Origin of the sequence: Actinacidiphila sp. DG2A-62, assembly GCF_035825295.1 — a bacterium.
Classification (GTDB): Bacteria; Actinomycetota; Actinomycetes; order Streptomycetales; family Streptomycetaceae; genus Actinacidiphila.
On record NZ_JAYMGI010000002.1, the window covers coordinates 5,205,916 to 5,227,780 of the forward strand.

20 protein-coding genes and 1 pseudogene are annotated in these 21,865 nt (G+C 72.9%); 14 read left to right on the forward strand and 7 right to left on the reverse strand.

What is annotated here, in order from left to right; translation table 11 throughout:
• Positions 1-7 precede the first annotated feature (7 nt).
• The 7 genes from VSR01_RS23365 to VSR01_RS23395 all read left to right on the forward strand — a co-directional run bounded on the left by VSR01_RS23365 (position 8) and on the right by VSR01_RS23395 (position 7,411).
• On the forward strand, positions 8-337 hold the full coding sequence (locus VSR01_RS23365; RefSeq protein WP_326451112.1) for a hypothetical protein: 330 nt from the start codon (positions 8-10) through the stop codon (positions 335-337).
• A gap of 35 nt (positions 338-372) precedes the next feature.
• Positions 373-1,026, forward strand: coding sequence for a hypothetical protein (locus VSR01_RS23370; protein WP_326453776.1), 654 nt, complete (start codon positions 373-375; stop codon positions 1,024-1,026).
• 66 nt (positions 1,027-1,092) lie between these two features.
• Positions 1,093-1,392 (forward strand): WXG100 family type VII secretion target, encoded by a 300-nt coding sequence (locus VSR01_RS23375; RefSeq protein ID WP_326451113.1) that lies wholly within the window; start codon positions 1,093-1,095, stop codon positions 1,390-1,392.
• A gap of 170 nt (positions 1,393-1,562) precedes the next feature.
• Positions 1,563-2,780 carry a cyclic dehypoxanthinyl futalosine synthase gene (gene mqnC, locus VSR01_RS23380; RefSeq protein ID WP_326451114.1) on the forward strand — a complete coding sequence of 406 codons (1,218 nt, stop codon included), beginning with the start codon at positions 1,563-1,565 and terminating at the stop codon, positions 2,778-2,780.
• 7 nt (positions 2,781-2,787) lie between these two features.
• Entirely contained in the window at positions 2,788-3,480 is a 693-nt protein-coding gene (locus VSR01_RS23385) for a demethylmenaquinone methyltransferase (protein ID WP_326451115.1), read from the forward strand.
• Between the two features lie 160 nt (positions 3,481-3,640).
• Positions 3,641-5,956, forward strand: coding sequence for a zinc ribbon domain-containing protein (locus tag VSR01_RS23390; RefSeq protein ID WP_326451116.1), 2,316 nt, complete (start codon positions 3,641-3,643; stop codon positions 5,954-5,956).
• Between the two features lie 165 nt (positions 5,957-6,121).
• Positions 6,122-7,411 (forward strand): geranylgeranyl reductase family protein, encoded by a 1,290-nt coding sequence (locus VSR01_RS23395; RefSeq protein WP_326451117.1) that lies wholly within the window; start codon positions 6,122-6,124, stop codon positions 7,409-7,411.
• Between the two features lie 101 nt (positions 7,412-7,512).
• On the opposite strand, the gene VSR01_RS23400 is transcribed toward VSR01_RS23395, so the two are convergent.
• Complete coding sequence (locus VSR01_RS23400; protein WP_326451118.1) at positions 7,513-9,426, reverse strand: serine/threonine-protein kinase; 1,914 nt, start codon at positions 9,424-9,426, stop codon at positions 7,513-7,515.
• 301 nt (positions 9,427-9,727) lie between these two features.
• Here VSR01_RS23400 and VSR01_RS23405 point away from each other — a divergent pair, with 301 nt between their 5' ends.
• From VSR01_RS23405 to VSR01_RS23415, 4 genes are read left to right on the forward strand one after another with little or no spacing between them, the layout of a single operon-like run.
• Positions 9,728-12,181 carry an MMPL family transporter gene (locus VSR01_RS23405; RefSeq protein WP_326451119.1) on the forward strand — a complete coding sequence of 818 codons (2,454 nt, stop codon included), beginning with the start codon at positions 9,728-9,730 and terminating at the stop codon, positions 12,179-12,181.
• Positions 12,178-13,209 (forward strand): histidine kinase dimerization/phosphoacceptor domain-containing protein, encoded by a 1,032-nt coding sequence (locus VSR01_RS23410; RefSeq protein WP_442785521.1) that lies wholly within the window; start codon positions 12,178-12,180, stop codon positions 13,207-13,209. The genes VSR01_RS23405 and VSR01_RS23410 overlap by 4 nt, the downstream gene beginning before the upstream one ends.
• Positions 13,170-13,688 (forward strand): ATP-binding protein, encoded by a 519-nt coding sequence (locus VSR01_RS37900; RefSeq protein ID WP_442785522.1) that lies wholly within the window; start codon positions 13,170-13,172, stop codon positions 13,686-13,688. Before VSR01_RS23410 ends, VSR01_RS37900 begins: the two co-directional genes overlap by 40 nt.
• Entirely contained in the window at positions 13,685-14,371 is a 687-nt protein-coding gene (locus tag VSR01_RS23415) for a response regulator transcription factor (RefSeq protein ID WP_326451120.1), read from the forward strand. Before VSR01_RS37900 ends, VSR01_RS23415 begins: the two co-directional genes overlap by 4 nt.
• A gap of 30 nt (positions 14,372-14,401) precedes the next feature.
• Here the strand turns inward: VSR01_RS23415 and tgmC are convergent, their stop codons facing one another.
• The 5 genes from tgmC to VSR01_RS23440 form a co-directional block, all read right to left on the reverse strand.
• The gene (gene tgmC, locus VSR01_RS23420; RefSeq protein ID WP_326451121.1) at positions 14,402-15,571 is read right to left on the reverse strand and encodes an ATP-grasp peptide maturase system methyltransferase; all 1,170 of its coding nucleotides are present in this window, start codon (positions 15,569-15,571) and stop codon (positions 14,402-14,404) included.
• On the reverse strand, positions 15,568-16,524 hold the full coding sequence (gene tgmB, locus VSR01_RS23425; protein ID WP_326453777.1) for an ATP-grasp ribosomal peptide maturase: 957 nt from the start codon (positions 16,522-16,524) through the stop codon (positions 15,568-15,570). The genes tgmC and tgmB overlap by 4 nt, the downstream gene beginning before the upstream one ends.
• Before the next feature lie 5 nt (positions 16,525-16,529).
• Positions 16,530-16,778: a putative ATP-grasp-modified RiPP gene (gene tgmA / locus VSR01_RS23430; RefSeq protein ID WP_326451122.1), complete on the reverse strand. Its 249-nt coding sequence runs from the start codon at positions 16,776-16,778 to the stop codon at positions 16,530-16,532.
• 67 nt (positions 16,779-16,845) lie between these two features.
• On the reverse strand, positions 16,846-17,250 hold the full coding sequence (locus VSR01_RS23435) for a hypothetical protein (RefSeq protein ID WP_326451123.1): 405 nt from the start codon (positions 17,248-17,250) through the stop codon (positions 16,846-16,848).
• Between the two features lie 53 nt (positions 17,251-17,303).
• The gene (locus VSR01_RS23440; protein WP_326451124.1) at positions 17,304-17,735 is read right to left on the reverse strand and encodes an ATP-binding protein; all 432 of its coding nucleotides are present in this window, start codon (positions 17,733-17,735) and stop codon (positions 17,304-17,306) included.
• A gap of 140 nt (positions 17,736-17,875) precedes the next feature.
• On the opposite strand from VSR01_RS23440, the gene VSR01_RS23445 reads away from it, so the two are divergent.
• A complete protein-coding gene (locus VSR01_RS23445) occupies positions 17,876-19,228 on the forward strand; it encodes a tetratricopeptide repeat protein (protein WP_326451125.1) in 1,353 nt (450 codons plus the stop codon).
• 32 nt (positions 19,229-19,260) lie between these two features.
• Positions 19,261-19,761 (forward strand): NUDIX domain-containing protein, encoded by a 501-nt coding sequence (locus VSR01_RS23450; protein ID WP_326451126.1) that lies wholly within the window; start codon positions 19,261-19,263, stop codon positions 19,759-19,761.
• A gap of 166 nt (positions 19,762-19,927) precedes the next feature.
• Here VSR01_RS23450 and VSR01_RS23455 read toward each other — a convergent pair whose 3' ends face one another.
• Positions 19,928-20,713, reverse strand: coding sequence for a C40 family peptidase (locus VSR01_RS23455; protein ID WP_326451127.1), 786 nt, complete (start codon positions 20,711-20,713; stop codon positions 19,928-19,930).
• Positions 20,714-21,462: 749 nt separating this feature from the next.
• Here VSR01_RS23455 and VSR01_RS23460 point away from each other — a divergent pair.
• Positions 21,463-21,820 (forward strand): annotated as a pseudogene (locus VSR01_RS23460) (NADH-quinone oxidoreductase subunit A).
• Positions 21,821-21,865: the final 45 nt, after the last annotated feature.

The following is a 21,865-nucleotide window of genomic DNA, read 5'->3' on the forward strand; positions in this document are numbered from 1 at the left end:
GGACGCCGTGGGGGCGGATCGGCTGGGGGTCGACCTGACCGGGCTGGAGGACTTCGCGCGGAGCCTGGACGCCGTGCGGAACACGATGAACGGCACCCGCAAGCTGTTCGACGCGTACGAGGCCAAGCTCGGCTCCGACAAGGTCGCGGGCGCGCTGGACCACTTCGAGCACGGCTGGAAGGACGGCCGCAAGGAGATCGACGGGCAGTTGGAGGGGCTGGCGAAGATGGCGAACACGGCCGTGACGCAGATCAGGAAGGCCGACAAGGACCTCGCCGACCAACTGGCGAAGTCCGCGAAGGGCGACGGCGGCGGCAAGGGCGGGGACGGCGAGTGAGCACACCCAACGGCTCCGGGCCCGCCGTGCGGGTCATGCCCGTCGAGCGCGAGGGCTTCACCCTGACCGTGCCGATGACCTGGTGGGAGTTCGACCTGCACCCGGCCACCCGGGACGACTCGGTCCGCCGGCTGCTCGCGCGCCGCGTCAAGGAGAACCCCGCGCTGGCCGAGCACCGGGACGTGCTCGGCCGGTTCCTGAAGAAGGCCGCCCGCGACGCGTACGAGTCCGGCGCCGTCTACATCGGCTGCATGGCGCAGAACTTCGACACGCTGCCGCTCACCGCCTCGGTCACCGTCTCCCTCGTCGGCGCCCGCACCGCCGACGGCACCGCGCTGCCCGCCGACCCCGCCTCGATCGTCGCCGGGCTGCGCCCGAAGGAGGCCGCGCGCGAGGGCGACACCTGGCGCAAGGTCACCACCGTCGAGATCCCGGAGACCGGCCTCGCCGCCCGCACGTACGGCATCGAGGACGTCGCCGTGCCCGGCGACAGCAGGACCGTGCGCGCGGTGCTGATGCAGACGTTCATCCCGCTGCCCGGACACACCGACAAGGTCGCGCTGGTGGCCGCGAGCAGCTCCGTGGTGGACCTCGCCGAGCCCTTCTTCGACGTGTTCGACGCGGTCACCTCGACGTTCCGGTATCGGGAACCGGGGGCTGCGGGGGCCGCGTCAACCCCTGTAGGTTGAGAGCCAACTCAGGCGCCACGGGGGTAGGCCCTGCGGCAACACGTGCGAATGAGGAGTCGAGCCGCCATGGCTAATGTGAACGTTACGTACCAGGACATGCGGGACGCGGCGACCAAGCTGCGCACCGGCCAGCACGAGATCACCGAGAAGCTGAACACGCTGCACAAGTTCGTGCAGGACCTGGTCAACGGCGGCTACGTGACGGACCGCTCCTCGAAGCAGTTCGACCAGTCCTACACCGAGTTCAACACCGGTGCGACCAAGACCATCGAGGGTCTGGACGGCATGGGCAAGTTCCTGGAGTCGGCGGCCGACGCCTTCCAGCAGGCGGACGAGCAGCTCGCCAAGGGCCTCGGCGGCCACTGAGCCGTCCCGCCCACCGGGCCCGGCCGCCGCGGCCGCGCCGCCCGGACGCCTTCGGGCTCTCCCGCCCGCCGGACCGTGCCGCGGTCCGGCGGGCGGCGCTCGGGAGGCCGGACCGGCTGGCGTACGCTGGCACGGTCCGACGCCCGACCCCCTCCGAAGGGACCGCACCGGTGCCAGCTCCGGCGAACGCGACCGACGCGACCGATATCACCGCCGTCCTCGACCGTGCCGCGGCCGGCGGCCGGATCACCCCGGAGGAGGCGCTGGTCCTCTACCGCGACGCCCCGCTGCACGCGCTGGGCGCCGCCGCGGACGCCGTCCGCCGCCGCAGGTACGCCGGCATCGACCACATCGCCACGTACATCATCGAGCGGAACATCAACTACACCAACGTGTGTGTCACGGCGTGCAAGTTCTGCGCCTTCTACGCGGCCCCCAAGGACACCGAGAAGGGCTGGAGCCGCGACCTCGACGACATCCTGCGGCGCTGCGCCGAGACCGTCGAGCTGGGCGGCACCCAGATCATGTTCCAGGGCGGCCACCACCCCGACTACGGCGTGGAGTACTACGAGGAGCACTTCGCCGCCATCAAGCGGGAGTTCCCCCAGCTGGTCATCCACTCGCTCGGCGCCTCCGAGGTCGAGCACATGGCGCGGATCTCCGGCGTCAGCGCCGAGGAGGCCATCCGCCGCATCCACGCGGCCGGCCTCGACTCCTTCGCCAGCGCCGGCGCGGAGCTGCTGCCCGAGCGCCCGCGCAAGGCCATCGCGCCGCTGAAGGAGTCCGGGGAGCGCTGGCTGGAGATCATGGAGACCGCGCACCGGCTCGGCGTCGAGTCCACCTCCACCATGCTGATGGGCACCGGCGAGACCAACGCCGAGCGGATCGAGCACCTGCGGATGATCCGCGACGTGCAGGACCGCACCGGCGGCTTCCGCGCCTTCATCCCGTACACCTACCAGCCGGAGAACAACCACCTGAAGGGCCGGACGCAGGCCACCCTCTTCGAGTACCTGCGGATGATCGCCATCGCCCGGCTGTTCCTGGACAACGTCGCGCACATCCAGGGCTCCTGGCTGACCACCGGCAAGGAGGTGGGCCAGCTGTCGCTGCACTACGGCGCCGACGACCTCGGCTCGGTGATGCTGGAGGAGAACGTGGTCTCCTCGGCCGGCGCCAAGCACCGCTCCAACCGGATGGAGCTGATCCATCTGATCCGCGCCGCCGGCCGGGTGCCCGCGCAGCGCGCCACCACCTACGAGCACCTCGTGGTGCACGACGACCCGGCGAACGACCCGGTCGACGACCACGTGGTCTCCCACCTGTCGTCCACCGCGATCGAGGGGGGCACGGCCCACCCCGAGCTGCGCATCCTCCAGGCCCGGTGACGGCGCGGTGAGCCGGGCGGACCTGGACAAGAAGCCGCAGGACGTCGCGGCGATGTTCGACGACGTCGCCGCCAAGTACGACCTCACCAACGACGTGCTCTCGCTCGGCCAGACCCGGCTGTGGCGGCGGGCGGTCGCGCAGGCGCTGGACGTGCGGCCCGGCGAGCGGGTGCTCGACCTGGGCGCCGGCACCGGCACCTCGAGCCTGCCGTTCGCCGCGGCCGGCGCGCTGACCGTGCCGTGCGACTTCTCCCTCGGCATGCTGCGCGAGGGCAGGAAGCGCCACCCCGACCTGCCGCTGACCGCGGGCGACGCGACCCGGCTGCCGTTCGCCGACGGGGTGTTCGACGCGGTCACCATCTCCTTCGCGCTGCGCAACGTGCACGACACCGCGGCGGCGCTGCGCGAGATGCGGCGCGTCACCAGGCCCGGCGGGCGGCTGGTGATCTGTGAGTTCAGCCACCCCACGTACCGGCCCTTCCGCACCGTCTACACCGAATACCTGATGCGGGCGCTGCCGCCGGTCGCCAAGTCGGTGAGCAGCAACCCGGACGCGTACGTCTACCTCGCCGAGTCCATCCGCGCGTGGCCGGACCAGCCGGCGCTGGCCCGGCGGCTGCAGGACGCGGGCTGGCGGGGGGTCGCGTGGCGCAACCTCACCGGCGGGATCGTGGCGCTGCACCGCGCGGTCACCGGGTAGGCGGGGATTCCCGCGGCGCCCGGTGCCGGTGAGGTGTGGCGTGGGCGCGCGGTAAAGGGGAAGTCAACAATCCGGGGGCGGAAACCGGAACTGCCGCTTTAGGCTGCGGTGTCGGCGGGACGGCGTCCCCCGAACCGTCACCGAACTGCCCGGAGTGCCCATGTCGTTCTGCCCCGCGTGCGGGAACCCCGTCTCCGACGCGGCGGATGTGCGTTTCTGCGCGCGCTGCGGGAAGGAGCTGACGCCGCCCGCGACCGCCGCGGACGGCGCGCCGCCCGAGCCCCCGGTGGCGCCCGCGACGCCCACGATGCCCGCGGTGTCGCCGGCCCATCCGGGCGCCGCGCCGCCGACGATGCCGGCCGTGCCGCCGGCGCCCGGCGCGTCCGGGGTGCCCGGGGTCTCCGGGGCGCCCGGGGTCTCCGGGGCCGCCGGATACGCCCCGTCCGTTCCGCCCGCCGCCCCACCCGCCGCGCCGCCGGGCCCCTCGCCCGCCGCGCGGTTCGCCCGCCGGGTGTTCACCGGCCGCTGGGACGGCGCCGCGCTGGCCGCGCTCGCGCCCGCCGTCCTGCTGCTCGGCCTGGCCGCGCTGCTCGGCGGCACCTCGGGCGGCCTGCTCAGCGGCAGCGGCATAGGTTTCCTCAAGCGCTCCCGGATCGCCCTCGCGCTGCTGCTCCAGGGCGTCGGCGGCTCGGTCGACGTGCACGCGCCCCGGGACGAGCCCACCGTCGACGACGACTTCGGCTCGGACGACAGCTCCGGCGACGATTTCGGCGACTCCGACGGGTCGGGGGACTCGGACGGTTCCGACGGGTTCGACGACGGGTCGGGGGACTCGGACGGTTCGGACGGGTTCGACGACGGCTCGGGCGACGACTCCGATCCGTTCGGGGACGGCTCGGGCGACGACTCCGATCCGTTCGGGGACGGCTCGGGCGATGACTCCGATCCGTTCGGGGACAGCAGCGGCGACGACTCGGACCCGTTCGGGGACGGTTCGGGGGACGATTCCGATCCGTTCGGGGACGGTTCGGGGGACGATTCCGATCCGTTCGGGGACAGCAGCGGCGACGACTCGGACCCCTTCGGCGACACCGGCGCCGACACCGGCTTCGACACCGGCTTCGACCACGCCTCCTACCTCGACGACGGCGACGACGGCTCCGACTCCGGCAGCTTCTCGTACAGCCCGATGACGAGCGGCGGCCACACCGTGCACACCGCGATCTCGATGATCCCGCTGACCGTCACCGCGCTGTGGGTGCTCGCGCTCGCCGTGGCGCTGCGCGCGGTGCGCCGCCGGGCGGGCGGTCCGGAGGCCGCGGTCCGGGTCGCGCTGCTCAGCGGCGCCGCCACGCTGGTGCTCGCGCTGCTCGCGCAGCCCTCGATCGAGGAGGTGCACCTCCACGACGCCCCGGTCTTCGCCGTGCTGGGCAGCATCGCGCTCGCCTTCGTGACCGCGTTCGCCCTGCTGCCCGCCCCCGGCCGCGCCGCCTGGCTCGCCGCCCGGCCCGGCCTGGTCGCCGCGCTGCGGGTGCTGCGCGCCACCGGCTACGCGCTGCTCGCCGCGGTCGGCATCGCCGCGGTCGTGGTCCTGTGCGTGGCGCTCGGCCACTACGACGACGTGACCGGCTGGGGCGTCGTCCTCGTCGCCTTCCTGCTGCCGAACGCGGGCGTGAGCGGCCTCTCGCTCGGCTGGGGCGGCCCCTTCGACGCCCACTTCCGCTTCTCCTCCACCGGGGCCGCCGACGGCGTCGGGAACAACGCGAATCTCGACCTCGGCGACCTCAGCCACATGTGGGACGGCTGGGCGGCGGTCGGCGCGGTGGCCGGCGGCGTGGTCTGCGCGCTGCTGATCGGCGTGCTCGCCGCCCGGCTGACCCGCGGCCGGGCCGAGCAGTTCGCGGTCGCCGGGCTGTTCACCGTGCTGTTCGTGGCGCTCGCCGGGCTCAGCGGCGTCACCTTCGAGGACGGCGTGGTGCTGTCGACGGCCGGCACCCACGAGTCCTTCGGGCCGAACGTCGGGTACGCGCTGCTGGTCGCCCTGCTCTGGTCGTTCGGCGGCGTGCTGGTCGCGCCCTACGCGGCGCGGGCGCTGGGCGCGCGCGGGGCCGCGCTGTACGGGCCGGCCGCGGCGGGCGCCGCCGCGGGATGGGCGCCGCCGGCGTACGGCACACCGCCGTACGGACAGCAGCCGTACGGTCCCCAGGGCGGGCAGCCGTACGGTCCCCAGCCGTACGGACCGCCGCCGGGCCCGTACGGTCCGCCGCCGCAGACGCCGCCCGGGTCCGTACCGCCGCCCGGGTCCGTACCGCCGCAGGGGGCCGCGCCGCAGCCGGGGGCCGGGCCGGCGCAGGACGCTCCCGCCGGGCCTCCCGCGCAGCCGGGGCCGCCGGCCGGGGAGACGACCGTCCACGACCTCGGGGTGGTCCAGCCGCCGCGGCTGAACAAGCGGGACCGGCCGCCGGACCACCGCTGAGCCGCTGCCCGACGCGACCGGGCGCGGGTCGGGCGCGGCCCGGCCGCCTCCGGGCCGCGTCCGGCCGGTTCGTGAGAGCCGCCGCGCCACCGGGCGCCCCGGCTGCATAGACTCGACCGCATCGAGCAGCCGCAACACCCCCTCGCCGAAACGGGAGAGCCCACCGTGACCGACACCGCCGCCCTTTCCGAGCGCAGTGCCGATGTGATCGTCGTCGGCGCCGGTCCCGCCGGCTCGACGACCGCGTACTACCTGGCCAAGGCCGGACTCGACGTCCTGCTGCTGGAGAAGACCGCGTTCCCGCGCGAGAAGGTCTGCGGCGACGGCCTGACCCCGCGCGCCACCAAGCAGCTCGTGGCGATGGGCATCGACATCTCGGAAGAGGCCGGCTGGCTGCGGAACAAGGGCCTGCGGATCATCAGCGGCGGCATGCGCCTGGAGATGGACTGGCCGGACCTGGCCGCGTACCCGGACTACGGACTGGTGCGCAAGCGCGAGGACTTCGACGAACTGCTGGCCCAGCAGGCGGTGAAGGCCGGCGCCCGGCTGTACGAGCGGTGCAACGTCACCGGGCCGCTGATCGACGAGCGCACCGGCCGGATCACCGGCGTCACCGCCAAGCTCGGCGAGGAGAAGACCCCGGTCGCCTTCGACGCGCCGCTGGTCGTGGCCGCCGACGGCAACTCCACCCGGCTGTCGCTGGCGATGGGCCTGCACCGGCGCGACGACCGGCCGATGGGCGTGGCGGTGCGCACCTACTTCACCTCGCCGCGGCACGAGGACGACTACCTGGAGTCGTGGCTGGAGCTGTGGGACCGGCGCGGCCCCGACGCCCGCCAACTGCCCGGCTACGGCTGGATCTTCGGACTCGGCGACGGCACCTCCAACGTCGGGCTCGGCATCCTGGACTCCTCCGCGGCCTTCCGCGAGCTGGACTGGCGCGAGGTGCTCAGGTCCTGGGTCGCCTCGATGCCCGAGGACTGGGGTTTCACCCCGGAGAACATGACCCAGCCGATCCGCGGCGCGGCGCTGCCGATGGCGTTCAACCGGCAACCGCACTACACCCGCGGCCTGCTGCTGGTCGGCGACGCGGGCGGGCTGGTCAACCCGTTCAACGGCGAGGGCATCGCCTACGCGATGGAATCCGGCCAACTCGCCGCCGACGTCATCACCCAGGCGCACGCCCGTGCGACCTCCGCGCAGCGCGAACTGGCGCTCCAGCGCTACCCGCGCATCCTGAAGGACACCTACGGCGGCTACTACACGCTCGGCCGCGCGTTCGTGAAGCTGATCGGCAACCCCAAGGTGATGCAGCTGTGCACCCAGCGCGGCCTGACCCACCCGATGCTGATGCGCTTCGCGCTCAAGCTGCTCGCCAACCTCACGGACCCGACCGGCGGCGACGCGATGGACCGCATCATCAACGGCCTGACGAAGGTCGCCCCGCGCGCCTGAGCGGGGCCGACCCCGCGCCGGGTGGCCGGTCGGTCGGGTGGCCGGTCGGTCGGGTGGCCGGTCGGTCGGGTGGCCGGTCGGTCGTCCCGCCGGGCGTCCGGTCACCCGTCCGTCGGCGGGACGGCGTTGCGCCAGACCGTGACGTCCAGGACGGCGTAGGTGCTCGGCTCGCTGCTCTTCGACGCGTGCTTGAAGGTGATCAGCGCGACCGTGCTGTCGGTGGTCGCGCAGATCTGCGAGCCGGGCGACAGCCGGGCCTGGTCGATCTCCGTGGTGTAGCGGGTGTCCTTCAGGCAGGCGTCGAGGGAGCCCTTCTCGCCGCTGTCGAGCAGGACGAGTTCCGCGGTGTTCGTGGAGAAGCGGCAGCCGACGTCGATCATGTCGGTGCAGGAGTAGGTCATGTCGTCGTCGAAGCCGCGGGCCGGCTTGAGGTCGGGGTCGGCGAAGAACAGGTGGTAGTCGTCGGCCAGTTGGATGCCGGGGTGGACCTCGGGCTTCGGCGCGGCGGGGGTGTGGGAGCCGGCCGTCGCGTCGGAGGCGTCGTCGCCCGTGCCGCCGCTGTTCGCACGCGGCGAGACGGATGACGAACTGCCGCCGCTTCTGGCCTTGTTGTCGTCGCCGCCGCTGCCGTTGAGCGCGAGCGGCACGACGACCGCGAGCACGACGACCGCGAGGACCGCGGCCAGGACGTAGGGCGCCTTGCTCTTCTTCGGCGGCAGCGGCTGGAACGGCTGCTGCCGGTAGGGCTGTTGGGGATAGCCCGGCGCCATCGGCCGTCCGGGGCCGCCCGGTCCGCGGTGCTGCGCCTGCTGCGGGTACGGCGTCGGGTACTGCTGCTGCGGGTAGCCGTACGGCTGGTGCGGGTATCCCACCGGGCGCGCCGCCTCGGTGGGCGGGTAGTCGGGTGACGGCGCCGACGGGCGCGGTGCCCCCAGCGGGGCCTGCGGGACCTGCGGGGCCTGCGGGTTCTGCGCCGCGGCGGCCGGCGGCACCGGCTGCGTCGGCGGGTGCACCGGCGCGGCGGCGTCCGGGCGGGTCACGCCGGCGGGTCCCGCGGCGGCCGGTCCCGCGGCGGCGGGAGATGCGGCGGTCGCGGTCGGCGGCGGGACCGGCAGCGCGACCCGGGCCGGGATCTGCGCCGCGATGTCGCCCGGCAGCCACTGCTCGGGCCGGACCAGTCGGCCGTCCGCGGACGCGGCCTGGCACATCGCCACCACCTGCTCGGTGGACGGCCGCCGCGCCGGGTCCTTGGCCAGGCAGCTCCGCACCAGCGGCGCCAACTCCTCGGGCAGGCCGACCAGTTCGGGTTCCTCGTGCACGATGCGGTACAGCACCGCGTGGGACGGCCCCTCGCCGTAGGCGGGCGCGCCGATCGCGGCGTAGGCGGCGACCTGGCCGAGCGCGAAGACATCGGTGGCCGGGGTGATCTCGCGCATCGCGGCCTGCTCGGGGGCCATGAACGCCGGAGTGCCCACGGTCACGCCGCTGTCGGTCAGCGCGGTGGTGTCGGCGGCGCGGGCGATGCCGAAGTCGATGACGCGCGGGCCGTCGTCGGCCAGCAGCACGTTGGACGGCTTCAGGTCACGGTGCACCAGGCCGGCCGCGTGCACCGCCTGGAGGGCCTCGGCGATCCCGGCGACCAGCAGCAGCACGGTCTGCGGCGGCAGCGCGCCGTGCCGGGCGACCGCCGCGGACAGCGTCGGCCCCTGCACGTACGCGGTGGCCAGCCACGGCCGCGGCCCCTCGGTGTCGCTGTCCAGCACCGGCGCGGTGTACAGGCCCTGCACCCGGCGCGCGGCCAGCACCTCCTGGCCGAACCGCCGCCGGAAGTTCGGGTCCTCGGCGAACTCGGGCCTGATCACCTTGATCGCGACCGGCCGGCCGGGCGCGTGCCCCAGGTAGACCTTGCCCATCCCGCCCGCGCCCAGCCGCGCCGCCAACCGGTACGGCCCGACCTGCGCCGGGTCGTCGTCCTGCAGCGGCTGGAACACCGCTTCGTCCCCCGTGCCCGTCACCCTGTGTCCCCGTCCCCTTCGGTGTGCGTGTTCGGCGCGAAGGAGACTACCGAACGGCCCGCGCCCCACGGAGGCCCGCGGCCCGCCCGCTCAGTATCCGCACACGATCGTGACCCGCCGGTGCTGTAGTGCGTACGCACCAGGCCGGGGCCCGCCTGGTCCGTACGCACCAGGTGAGGACGGCGGCTGCGGACGATGTCCGGCGCGGCGCCGGAAGGGAGCGTGGGAGGTGCGCGGATTCCGCGCGCTTCCCCTTTTTCCTTCTTCCCGCCCGAGCAGCGGTGTCTGGAGTGATCGACGGATGGCGGCAATTCTCTATCGGATCGGACGGTGGTCGTTCCGGCGGCGCCGGCTGGTGACGCGGGTGTGGCTCGGTGTGCTGGTGGCGGCCGTGGCGGCGGCGGTCCTCGCGCCGGAGGCGAAGGACCAGGACCTGTCCATGCCGGGCACGCAGTCGCAGAAGGCGTTCGACCTGCTGGACGCCCGCTTCCCGCACGGCAACGCGCAGGGCGCCGAGGCCCGGATGGTGTTCCGGGCGCCGGACGGACAGCGGATGACGGCCGCGGCGAACCGGGCGGCCGTGGAGAGCGCGCTCGCCTCGCTGGGCGGGAGCGGTCACGCGGGCGCGGGCGCCGACGAGGGCAAGGGCAAGGGCGCGGGAGGGGGAGCGGACGCCGACGCGGGCAAGAGCGCGGGAGCGGGCGGCAGCGGTCAGCTCGCGTCGGCCACCGATCCGTACCGGACCGGCGCGGTCAGCCGGGACGGCGCCGTCGCGTACTCCACGATCACCTACACCGTGGACGCCGTGGACCTGACGGCCGCGACGAAGAGCGCCCTGGAACACGCCGCCGACCGGGCCAGGGACGCGGGGCTCACCGTGGAGATCGGCGGCTCTGCGCTGGACTCCGAGGAGTCGCCGGGCGGCACCACGGAGCTGGTCGGCGTGGCGGTGGCCGCGGTGGTGCTCATCCTCGCGCTCGGGTCGCTGGTCGCCGCCGGACTGTCACTGCTGACCGCCTTCCTGGGCGTGGGCATCGCCTTCGGCCTGATCTCCGCGCTGGCCGTGCCGCTGGGCCTGACCTCCACCGTCGGCATCCTGGCGCTGATGCTGGGGCTCGCGGTCGGCATCGACTACGCGCTCTTCATCACCTCGCGCTTCCGCGACGAGCGCGCCCGGGGCAGCGACCCGGAGGAGGCGGCGGGGCGCGCCGTGGGGACGGCCGGGTCCGCCGTCGTCTTCGCCGGCGCGACGGTCTTCATCGCCCTGGTCGGCCTCGGGGTCGTCGGCATCCCGGAACTCACCAGGATCGGCCTGGGCGGCGCGGGCGCGGTGGGCCTCGCGGTGCTCGTCGCGCTGACGCTGGTCCCGGCGCTGTTCGGGGTGTTCGGGCGGCGCGTGCTGCCGCGGCGGCTCCGCAAGGCCGTACGGCCGACGGCTGTTCCGGCGGCTGCTCCAGGAGCCGGTCCGGCTGTTCCGGGGGCTGTTCCAGGAGCCGGTCCGGCTGGTCCGGCCGGGCCGGGCCGGGGGCGTCCGGGGCTGGCGGCCCGCTGGGCGCGGTTCGTGCTGCGCCGGCCGGTGGCCGTGCTGCTGGTCGCGGTGCTGGGCCTGGGCGCCGTCGCCGTACCGGCGCTGAGCCTCGAACTCGGGCTGCCCGGCGACGAGTCCAAGTCGGTGGACACCACGCAGCGGCGGGCCTACGACCTGCTGTCGGAGGGCTTCGGGCCCGGCTTCAACGGTCCGCTGACGGTGGTCGTCGACGCGTCGGCTTCCGGGAACGGCAGCGGAGGCGACGGTGGCTCCGCGCGGGGGGACGGGTCCGCGCCGGGGCACGCCGACGTCCGGGTCGCCGCCGACCTGACGGCCAGGACCGTACGGGCCCTGCACGGCGTCGCGTCGGTCGGCGAGCCGGTGCTCGACGACGCGAAGGACACGGCCGTCTTCACCGCCGTCCCGACCACCGCGCCGAACAGCGAGGCGACCAAGGACTTGGTGCACGCCATCCGGCACGCGGCCTCCGGCGTCGAGGCGGACACCGGCGCGGGCGTCCTGGTGACCGGCACCACCGCGATGAACATCGACATCTCCGACGCCATGGCCGACGCGCTCCTGCCGTACCTGAGCGTGGTGATCGGCCTGGCGGTGCTGCTGCTCGCGGTGGTCTTCCGGTCGGTCCTGGTCCCGGTCAAGGCCGCCCTCGGCTTCCTGCTGTCGGTGGGCGCGGCCTTCGGGGTCCTCGTCGCGGTCTTCCAGTGGGGCTGGGGAGCGGACCTGCTGGGCGTCGAGCAGACCGGTCCGGTCATGTCGCTGATGCCGATCCTCATCATCGGCATCGTGTTCGGGCTCGCCATGGACTACGAGGTCTTCCTGCTCACCCGGATGCGGGAGGCGTACGTCCACGGCGCGTCCCCGGCCGAGGCGGTCGTCCAGGGCTTCCGGCACAGCGGGCGTGTGGTGGCCGCGGCGGCGATCATCATGATCAGCGTGTTCACCGGGTTCGTCGGGATGGACATGCCGACGATCCAGACGATGGGCGTCGGCCTGGCCTCGGCGGTGCTCTTCGACGCGTTCGTGGTGCGGATGGCGATCGTGCCGGCGGTCCTGGCGTTGCTCGGCCGCCGGGCCTGGTGGCTGCCCCGTATCCTCGACCGCATGCTGCCGAACGTGGACATCGAGGGCGAGGCGCTGAGCAGGCGCGGCCCGGGTGCCGCCACGGGTGCGGCCGTTCCCGTTCCGCCGGCGCTGAACTGGCCATGACGGACGCGCGCGGCGGGGACCCGCGGCCGCGCGGCGCGTGGTGGCGGGAAGCGGCGGTCACGGCAGCGGCGTTCGCCCTGTGCCTGCTCGGCGGCATGCTGCACAGCGACGGCCGCGGGCTGTCGGCGCCGCCCCTCGCCGCGTACGGCGTCGCCGTGGTGTCCTGTGCCGTGCTGCCGGTGCGGCACCGGGCGCCGCTGGCCGCGATGGCGGCCACGACCGCGGTCGGCGTGCTGGTCACGCCGCTCGGCCTGCTGCTGAGCCCGCTCATCGTGGCGCCCGCCGTGGTCACCGCGTACTCGCTCACCGCGCGCACGCGGCGGCACGCGGCCAGCGCGGTGGCGCTGACCTCGGTGGCGCTGCTGGTCGCCGCCACCCCGCTGCTCGGCGCCCTGTCGTGGAAGGACGCGAGCAGGGTGGCGGCGGTGGCGGCGTTCCCGCTGCTCGCCGGGGTGCTCGGGCACTCGGTGCAGACCCGGCGGGCGTACCTCGCGGCCGTGGAGGAGCGGGCCCGGCGGGCCGAGGAGACCCGGGAGCGCGAGGCGCGGCGGCGGGTGGCCGAGGAGCGGGTGCGCATCGCCCGCGAGCTGCACGACCTCGTCGCGCACCAGATCACCCTGGCCAACGCGCAGGCCACGGTCGCGGCCCATCTGTTCGACGTCCGACCCGAGCAGACCCGCCAGAGCCTGGACGAGCTGGTCCGTACGACCCGCGACGCGCTCGACGAACTGCGGGCGACGGTGGGCCTGTTGCGCCAGCCCGACGAGGAGGCCGGGGCTGCGGCGGGGCCGGGGTCCGCGCCGGGCCGGCGTCCGGGTGGGCCTCCGGGTCGGGGCCGGCGTCCGCGCCCGGGTCCGCGCAGGGCGCCGCGCCCTCGGAACCGGCGCCGGGGCTGTCCCGGCTGCCCACGCTCCTGGAGTCCTTCCGCCGCGCGGGCCTCCGGGTGGAGCGGGCCGAGCAGGGCACGCCCAGGCCGCTGCCGCCGGGGGTGGACCTCACCGCGTACCGCATCGTCCAGGAGGCGCTGACCAACGTGACCAAGCACGCGGGGACGCCCGAGGCGAGGGTGCGCCTCGCGTGGGACCGCGGGCGCCTGACGCTCACCGTCGCGGACGACGGACCGGGCGGCCGTACGGGAGCGGATGTGGGTACGGGACCGGGTGCGTCGGCGGCCGGCGACCGCACGGGAACGGGTGCTCGTACGGGACCCGGCGCCCGTACGGGACCGGGCGGCTCCGCGAGGACGGCTCCCGGCGCCGCGCGGGACCGCGCGTCCGGTTACGGTCTGATCGGGATGCGCGAACGCGCCACCGCGGTCGGGGGCCGCCTGACCGCGGGCCCGCGCCCGGAGGGCGGCTTCCTCGTCACCGCGGACCTGCCCTTCCGGCAGCGCGGCGACGCACAGGACGCGGCGGACGCGGACGCGGCGGACGCGGACGCGGCGGACGTGCCGGACGGCTGGGACGCCGCCGGCGGCGGCGACGGAGAGGACGGTGATGCGCGGTGACGCTCCGGGTGCTGCTCGCCGACGACCAGGCGCTGCTGCGCGGCGCCTTCCGGATGCTCCTGGACTCGGCCGAGGACATCACCGTGGTCGGCGAGGCGGGCGACGGCCGGGAGGCGGTGCGGCTCACCCGGGAACTGCGCCCGGACGTGGTGGTGATGGACATCCGCATGCCCGAGGTGGACGGCCTCGCCGCCACGGCGGAGATCTGCGCGGACCCGGAGCTGCGCGGCAGCCGCATCCTGATCCTCACCACGTACGAGACCGACGAGCACGTCGCCCAGGCGCTGCGCGCGGGGGCCGGCGGCTTCATCGGCAAGGGCATCGGCGCGGACGAACTGCTGGACGCCGTACGCACGATCGCCGCGGGCGACACGCTGCTGTCGCCGGCCGCGACCCGCTCGCTGGTCGCCCGCTTCCTGGCCACGCCGGACGACGCCCGGCCGCAGCACCCCGAGCGCCTGGCCGCGCTCACCCCGCGCGAACGCGAGATGGTGGCCCTGGTGGCGACCGGCCTGTCCAACCAGGAGATCGCCGAGCGGATGTACCTCAGCCCCTTCACCGTCCGCGCCCACGTGCAGCGCGCGATGACCAAGCTCGACGCCCGCGACCGCGCCCAGCTCGTCGTGATCGCCTACCGCACCGGCCTGGCGACCCCGGGCCCGGACGCAGACCGCCCCAGGTAGGCCCTGGCGCACCAGCCCGCGTCCGGGTGGTCAGACGATGCGGTGCTCCCATCGCAGGTCCGGGTTTCCGCCGATCTCGTAGGTGTGGCAGCGGTCGGTGATCCGCACGCCTACAGCGGTGATGTCCGGCTGTCCGGTGTCCTGCCAGGCGGAGAGCGCTCGTTCGACCGCGTCCCACAAGGCGACAGGGCCGCCCTGGCGGACGGCCCATTCCCCCTCGACGCCCTCGATCGCGGCGAACGACTCCCGTTCGGCATCGAACAGGTACACCGCCTGCTCACCGCTTTCGGACACCGCGTTGACCAGTTGGGCGCCGGGGGCGGCGAGTTGCGCAAGGAAGGCGGGCACCCACTCGTCCAGCAGCCGCGGCGGGATCTTTGTGCGCCGTTCGGTGTCCGCGTAGGCGGCGCGGGCCGAGAGGTCGCCGGTCGGCGGCATGGCGGCTTGGGACCGGGCGGGCATGAAGGAGGACCGGCCGATGATCCTGCCCTCCGCCGTGCCGTCGTCCCGGACTGTCACCCGGGCCAGCCCGGTTCCGTAGGACCAGGAGCCGACCGTGGCGAGGATCGTCCCGCCCGGCCTGGTCTGCCGCACCCAGGAGTAGGGGATGCGGCGGACCGCGCAGGTGGCGATCACCTTGTCGTACGGGGCCCGGCGGGGGTGGCCGAGCAGACCGTCCCCGGTGACCGTCCAGGTCGAGAAGCCGCACGCCTCCAGCGCGGCGTCCGCCCGGGCGGCCACCTCGGGGTCCACCTCGACGCTGGTGACGCCGTCCTCGCCGAGGCGGTGGCACAGCAACGCGGTCGAGTAACCCGTTCCGGTGCCGATTTCGAGCACGGACTGGCCGTCCTCCACTTCCAGCGCCTCGATCATGCCGACCACCGTGGCCGGGAGCGTGGAGGAGGAGGTGGGAAAGCCGCTGACGGGTTCGGTGACCTGGCCGGCGGTCACGTGGCCGTCGAGCTGGGTGACCAGAGACTGGTCGCTGTAGGCGATCTGCACCCATTCCGCCGGGGTGGCGCTGAGCGCGGTGACCGGCCGCCACCGGGCGTCGTCCGTGGGCAGGAACACGCCTGGCCGCAGGAAGAGTTCGCGTGGGACGGCCTCGACGGCAGTCCGCCACGCGGGACTGATCAAGTTGCCGCCTCGCGCCAGGCGCTCGGCGAGCGAGCGGCGCTCGGCTGTGGTGTCCGGGATCATGACGCTCCTTGCGTGAGCAGATCGACAAAGGCGCTGGTCAGGTCGAGCTCTGTCTCGTCCTCCAGCCAACCCCACTGGCCGTTCGGATTCAGTTCAAGCCAGTGGATGTCGCCCGCCCGGTCGATGGCGAGGTCGAAGCTGCCGGAGGCGAGGCGGAAGTGTTCCAGGCAGGCGATCAGAGCCGTGGCCAGCCGGTCGGGGAGATCGATCACGCTGTACGTGAGCGCGTCGTAGTCCCTGCGCCAGTCCAGCAGGTCGGAGTCGATCCGCACTGCGAACACCCGGGTGCCCACGACCACCACGCGCAGGTCGGCGACCTTGTCCACGCGAGCCTGGAACAGATGCGGGACCACCGAGATCGACTCGTCCAACTCATCGACGGTGACCGGCTCGGTCCACGTGGTCAGCCCGACCTCGCCCTGCCGGTAAGGGGTCCAGCGCAGCGCCTTGTAGACCACCTCGCGGTGCGCGCCCATGAACTCCCGGGCCTGTTCAAGGTCATTGGTCACCACGGTGGGCGGCACGGTCAGTCCCAGGTGCTGGGCGACTGCGAGTTGCAACGGCTTGTGCTCGGCCTCGGCGTTGCGCAACGGGTGGTTGACGTAGCGGCAGTTCGGCAGCGCGTAGAGCACGCCTCCGAGGCCGTGTCGCACTTGAGCCGTGGCGAAGCGTGCGTCGTCCGCTTCCAAGCGGTTGAAATCCGGCCAGGTGGGCCGTCGCCAGTACAGCGCGCGGACGCTGGTGAGATCGGCAGTCCTCGACGGGGTGCGCACCTGCCCGTCCATGGGATCCGGGCAGGTGCCGAACCGGGCCGAGACCGCCAGATCCGCGCCGATGTCCGCGGGGTTGAACCTGACCACGGGAACACCGCGGCGGTTGAGTTCGGTGATGACCAGATCGGCGGTCTGGTCATCCGCCTCGGTGGCCACCACCACTGGCCCGGTTCTGGTCATCGTCATCAGTCCTGGTTGCTGTCCTGGTCGTGGTCGGTGTCGTTGCGACTGTCGAGGTTGGTGGACTGCGGACTGGTCTCGGTGCCCTTGCTCGTGCCGTGCTTGCCCATCTCCACCACCAGACCCTCGGCGTCGCGGAACACCGCGGTCTGGGTGGTGGGGTCGATGACGACGGAGCTGAACGGCTGGACGCACGCGCTCGGGTACGGCCGCATCCGGCCGACACCCCAGGGACGAACGGTGGTCTGCTGCATCGGATTCCTTTCATAGCAGTTGTTTCGCGCACCCTGCGGAGGCGGGGGCACGACGGCGAATGTTCGGTTAGGCGGGCTGGGTGGTGGGGTGCCAGGGGTCGGTGAGTTCGTAGCAGTGGCCGCCGGGGTGGTCGGCGTACTGGCAGCAGGTTTCGTCGAGGGGTTCGGGGGCGCGGGTGCGGCAGTCCGGAAGAACCGTGAGGGCGAGGGGGTCGTGGGGGTGGGTCCAGCGGACCCAGAGGGAGCCGGTGTCGGCGCCGGGCAGGTGCATGGCGTAGGCGTGGTGGTCGCCGGTGGTGTGGGCCTGGAGGGTGCAGCGCAGGTCGCGTTCGACGCGTGCGGTTTCGGTGTCGCCGGTGGCGCTGGCGGGGGTGTGGGCGTGGGCGACGGGGACGAGGTGGTCGGGGAGGGTGCGTCGGGCGCCGCAGACGGGGAGGAGCGCGGGGGTGTGCGTGGTGGAGTGGGTGGTCATGGGTAACTTTCTGCGCGGATGATTGGTGCCGGTTTGGGGTGTGGTGTTGTGGTTCAGTCGGGCTCGGGGCCGATGAGGGCCCATACGGTCTTGCCGTCGCCGGTGGTCGTGGGGGTTACGCCCCATCGGCCGTGGGTGAGCGCGTCCACGAGGGCGAGTCCTCGGCCGTTTTCGTCGTCGGTCGCGGCCTGCTTGAGCCGGGGCCGGGCCGAGCTGGTGTCGTGGACCTCGACGCGCATTCCGTCGGCGGTCGGCGTGAACCGGGTCGCGATCGCGTGTTCGTGGGTTCGTCGGCCGTGTCGGAGTGCGTTGGTCATCAGCTCGGAGAGCACGAGTGCGGCGGTGTCGGCGAGGTGCGCCATTCCCGATTCGGCGCACACGTCGGCGAGTTGGCGTCGCGCGTGACCCACGGAGCGTGGCGAGTACGGCCATTGCCGTTGTCGGGTCGCCGCCTCGTCCGTGCGCACGGTCGGTGTTGCGTTCATTGCACGCGTCCTTCGCTCATCGCCGCCGGCCGAACAGGCGGTTGGCTTGCTCTCGATAAGTGAACCGGCGGTCACGCGCCGTGGGTAGCGTGGTGGGTAGGCAGAGCGGTATACGCGGTTTAACCCCGGCTGGAGGGGTCGTGGCGACGTCGAAAAGGCTCAACTCGCAGCTCCGCGAGACCATTGCCGCGGTCGGGTGCACGTACGAGGCGTTGGCGAAGGACGTGCGGCGCATCGCGGCGGAGAACGGCGAGGTGCTCCAGACCAACAAGTCCGCGGTGGCGCACTGGGTGAACGGCACGCAGCCGACCGGACAAGCAGGCCAGTATCTGGCCGAGGCGCTGTCCCGCAGGGCCGGTCGGCCGGTGACGTCGGCGGAGATCGGGTTGCGGGAGACCACCGAGCCGATTCCCTCGGACATCGATCCCGTCGTCACGGCTACGGATCTCGGCCGGGCCGATGTGGAGCGCAGGCGCTTTCTGGCCGTGGCCGCGTTCACCAGTGCGGGGGTGGCGATGCCGTTGGGGTACGACCATGAAGCCACAGCCCGCATTCTCCGCGCGCGGACGGGTGAGGCGATGGTGGGTGAAGCAGACATCGACGTGGTCCGCCAGATCACCACCGCGTTCAGTGTTGCTGATGAACGCCTGGGCGGCGGCCATGGATTGACGACCGTCACCGCGTATCTCGCGGACACCGCTGCGCCGATGCTGCGGGCGCGGTACCCGAACGAGGGCTTACGCGCGGCTGCTTTCGGAGCCGTCGCCGAACTGGCCTATCTGGCCGGTTGGAAGCACCACGACCTCGGACACGAGGGTGCGGCGCAGAGGTACTACCAAGTCGGCCACCAACTCGCCTGCGAGGCCGACCCGCACGGCCACGCCGCGTGGATGATGCGCGCCCTGGCCCATCAGGCGCTGAGCTTGAAGCAGCCGCGTCACTGCGTGGACTTGATCGAGGGCGCTTTGGCGCGAGGGCTCGGTCATGTCGACGGCCAGACGGAAGCGTTGCTCCACATCACCCATGCACGTGCCTACGCCGCCACGGGCGAGAAGGCGCGCGCCGCGCGTGCGCTGCTGTCGGCGGAGGATGCCCTTGTCCGCGACAGCCGTCCTCAGCCCAGCTTCTCGCTCGTCAGCGGCCCGGCTGCGGGAACAGTCGCGAGCCACACCGCCCGCACCCTGACCGATCTTGAGGACCATGCCGGTACCGAGCGGCAGCACCGGGAAGCCCTCCACCGCTGGGACGCGGTGACATACAAGCGTGTCCACGCGCTCACGCACGCCGACCTCGGCGACAGCCTCGCCGCCCAGGCACGCGCGGACGAAGCCGTCACGGCCTGGACACAAGCACTGGACCTGATGAGCGGAATGACGTCGGACCGCACCCGCAAGGCGATCACGTCGCTGCGCTCGACCCTCGCTGTCTACCAACGACGTAAAGTGCCCGGCGCGGCCGAACTTGCACGCAGGGCACGAGACGCAGTCGCCTAACATCCCTAGCGACGGCCGACGAAGGGATTCTTGTGGCTCAGCCGAACACCCACGACCGCCCGCAAGCCCTCGCGCCCGCGGTGGACTCCATGACCCTGCTCGTCGCGGCAGTTATCGTCCACGACCCGGACACCGATCGCGTCGTCCTGCTCCAGCGTGGCGAGCACGCCAAGTTCGCCCAGGGGATGTGGGACCTGCCGGTCGGCAAGAGCGACCCCGGCGAACCGATCACGCGGACGGCGGTCCGTGAACTGCGCGAGGAGACCGGCCTGATCGTCAAGCCCGAGGATCTGCGCATCGCGCACATCATCCACGGAGCCTGGGGCGTCGAATCGCCCAACGGCTTCCTCACCGTCGTCTTCGCCACCCGCGCGTGGACCGGCGAACCCGAGAACCGCGAACCCCACAAACACGCCCAGGTCCGCTGGACTCCCACCGACGCGCTCCCCGAGCGGTTCGTCCCCAGCACTGCCGAAGCCCTCCGCAGCTACCTCGCAGGCGGCCCGGCGGTCTCGCTGCACGGCTGGCGCTGAAAGGGGTCGGGTTCCGGATGAGGTGCGGGCAGCGTACGAGGTGCTGGTCCGCGACGGCTTCACGCGCCGGATGATCGTGGGCTGAGGCCCGGAGGTACACCAAAGCCGCCGCGGACCTCGTCGGGGAGGCCGCGGCGGCCTCGGCGGTCGGGGCGGGGTAAGGCGGTCACAGGACGCGGACCGCCCAGTCGGGCTCGTAGTCCACGAGCTGGTGGATCGCGACCGGGGTCGAGGAGTTGGCCGCGTCCAGGTACTGGCCGTCGCCGATGAAGACGCCGACGTGGTAGGCGCTGCCCTCGCCGCCCCAGAAGATGAGGTCGCCCGGCTGGAGGGCCGAGGTGGAGACCGGGGTGCCCACCGTGGACTGCTCCTGCGAGGTGCGCGGCAGGGTCACGCCCACGGAGGCGAACGCGGCCTGGGTCAGGCCCGAGCAGTCGTAGGAGTCGGGGCCGGTCGCGCCGTAGACGTACGGCTTGCCCAGCTGGGACTTCAGGAAGGCGATCAGCTGGTCGACCTTGCTGGAGGACGCCGGCCCCACGGTGGTGCTCGCGGTCGCGGACGCGGAGGGTGTCGCGGACGACGAGGATGACGAGGACGCTGAGGACGACGACCCGGACGAGGCGGCGTGCAGCGCGGTGCGCCGCGCCGCGCGCGACGCGGCAGCCTGCGCGGCCGCCCGCTCCCGCGCGGCCTTCAGTAGCGCCGCGGCCTTCGCGGCCTTGAGCTGCGCCGCCTTCTTCGCGGCGGCGGCGCTCTTGGCGGCCGCCGCGGCGTCGTGCTGGCGCACGGCGGCCAGCTGGGCCTGGACCGCGGACTGCCCGACCGCGTCGGCGGCCTGCCGGGCGCCGGCGCCCGTCGACAGGAACGCGAGCGCCGAGGACGGCGAGGACGGCGCGGACCCGGTGGCCCGCGGGTGGGCGGGGGAGGGACGGTGGTGCGTGTTGTCGGCCATGGCCGGAGCGGCCGCGCCGCTGAGAGCGAGCGCGCTGACGACACCGCCGACGAGTCCGGCCCGGCGAGCCCAGTGGGGATCGCGGGGCGCCGCGTGCCGTCGGCGGCCGGTATGGGGCCTCGCCTCGGCATCTGTATGGGTATGCGCAGCGGACGTCAGGGTCCGCACCTGGTTCGGGGACATGCGTCTCTGGCTATCAGGAACGAAAGGTTCCGTTCAACAAAGGTGGGATGCGCCACACTTGACGTGCTCACGGCCCAATTGCCCGTTTCGGGATCTTGGTTCGGGCGTGCTTTGGGGCGTTTTCCGACCGCTGGTTACGTATGCGCTCGTGCACGCGTTCACACGCGTCAGTCCCGGGTTCCCCGGGTCACCCGGCCGGGTCGGCAGCCGCTATCACGACCTTCGGTCCATCTCCAATTTGCCTGGGCCGTGCTCGGGCTGATAGTGCGAGCGCCGCACTGACCAGCGGTAACGCCGAAAAAAATGACCTGAAGTGATCGTTTGGACGAGTTCCGCCACAAGATCGCCGCTCATCCGACTTCATGATCATCTCCCAGGTGGTGGAGATCACAAAGCTGGTGCGTACCCCCGTGTCGCAGATCACAGACCGGCAGGCATAGGATGCGGGCAGCTTGGGCTTGTGAACTGCCTCACATAGATGCGATCTTCGCCTCTGCGTGACGGTTCACTCGCACCGGGTGACGGTCTGAGCGTCAGTCACTGTCGACTGAAAGGAGCGGGGGACGGTGAACACCTACGCGCCCATCATCGTGCTGGGAGGGCTCGCTGCCGGATTCGCGATCTTCTCCGTGGTGATGGCCTCGATCATCGGGCCGAAGCGGTACAACCGGGCCAAATTGGAGGCCTACGAGTGCGGCATCGAGCCCACTCCGCAGGCCAGGCGGCGGCCGCTTCCCGATCAAGTACTACCTGACGGCGATGCTCTTCATCGTCTTCGACATCGAGATCGTCTTCCTCTACCCGTGGGCCGTCACCTTCGACCGGCTGGGGATGTTCGGGCTCGTCGAGATGCTCCTCTTCGTGCTCACCGTCTTCGTCGCGTACGCGTACGTGTGGCGCCGCGGCGGCCTGGAGTGGGACTAGGCATGCGCTAGCCGGGCCGAAGACCACCACCTAGACGACCACCTA

Excerpts from the sequence above, each read along its gene's own strand:
- VSR01_RS23370 (WP_326453776.1), top strand. The coding sequence starts at position 373 with ATGCCCGTCGAGCGCGAGGGCTTCACCCTGACCGTGCCGATGACCTGG.
- VSR01_RS23375 (WP_326451113.1), top strand. The coding sequence starts at position 1,093 with ATGGCTAATGTGAACGTTACGTACCAGGACATGCGGGACGCGGCGACC.
- VSR01_RS23390 (WP_326451116.1), top strand. The coding sequence starts at position 3,641 with ATGTCGTTCTGCCCCGCGTGCGGGAACCCCGTCTCCGACGCGGCGGAT.
- VSR01_RS23405 (WP_326451119.1), top strand. The coding sequence starts at position 9,728 with ATGGCGGCAATTCTCTATCGGATCGGACGGTGGTCGTTCCGGCGGCGC.
- VSR01_RS23410 (WP_442785521.1), top strand. The coding sequence starts at position 12,178 with ATGACGGACGCGCGCGGCGGGGACCCGCGGCCGCGCGGCGCGTGGTGG.
- tgmC (WP_326451121.1), bottom strand. The coding sequence starts at position 15,571 with ATGATCCCGGACACCACAGCCGAGCGCCGCTCGCTCGCCGAGCGCCTG.
- tgmB (WP_326453777.1), bottom strand. The coding sequence starts at position 16,524 with ATGACCAGAACCGGGCCAGTGGTGGTGGCCACCGAGGCGGATGACCAG.
- tgmA (WP_326451122.1), bottom strand. The coding sequence starts at position 16,778 with ATGCAGCAGACCACCGTTCGTCCCTGGGGTGTCGGCCGGATGCGGCCG.
- VSR01_RS23435 (WP_326451123.1), bottom strand. The coding sequence starts at position 17,250 with ATGACCACCCACTCCACCACGCACACCCCCGCGCTCCTCCCCGTCTGC.
- VSR01_RS23440 (WP_326451124.1), bottom strand. The coding sequence starts at position 17,735 with ATGAACGCAACACCGACCGTGCGCACGGACGAGGCGGCGACCCGACAA.
- VSR01_RS23455 (WP_326451127.1), bottom strand. The coding sequence starts at position 20,713 with ATGGCCGACAACACGCACCACCGTCCCTCCCCCGCCCACCCGCGGGCC.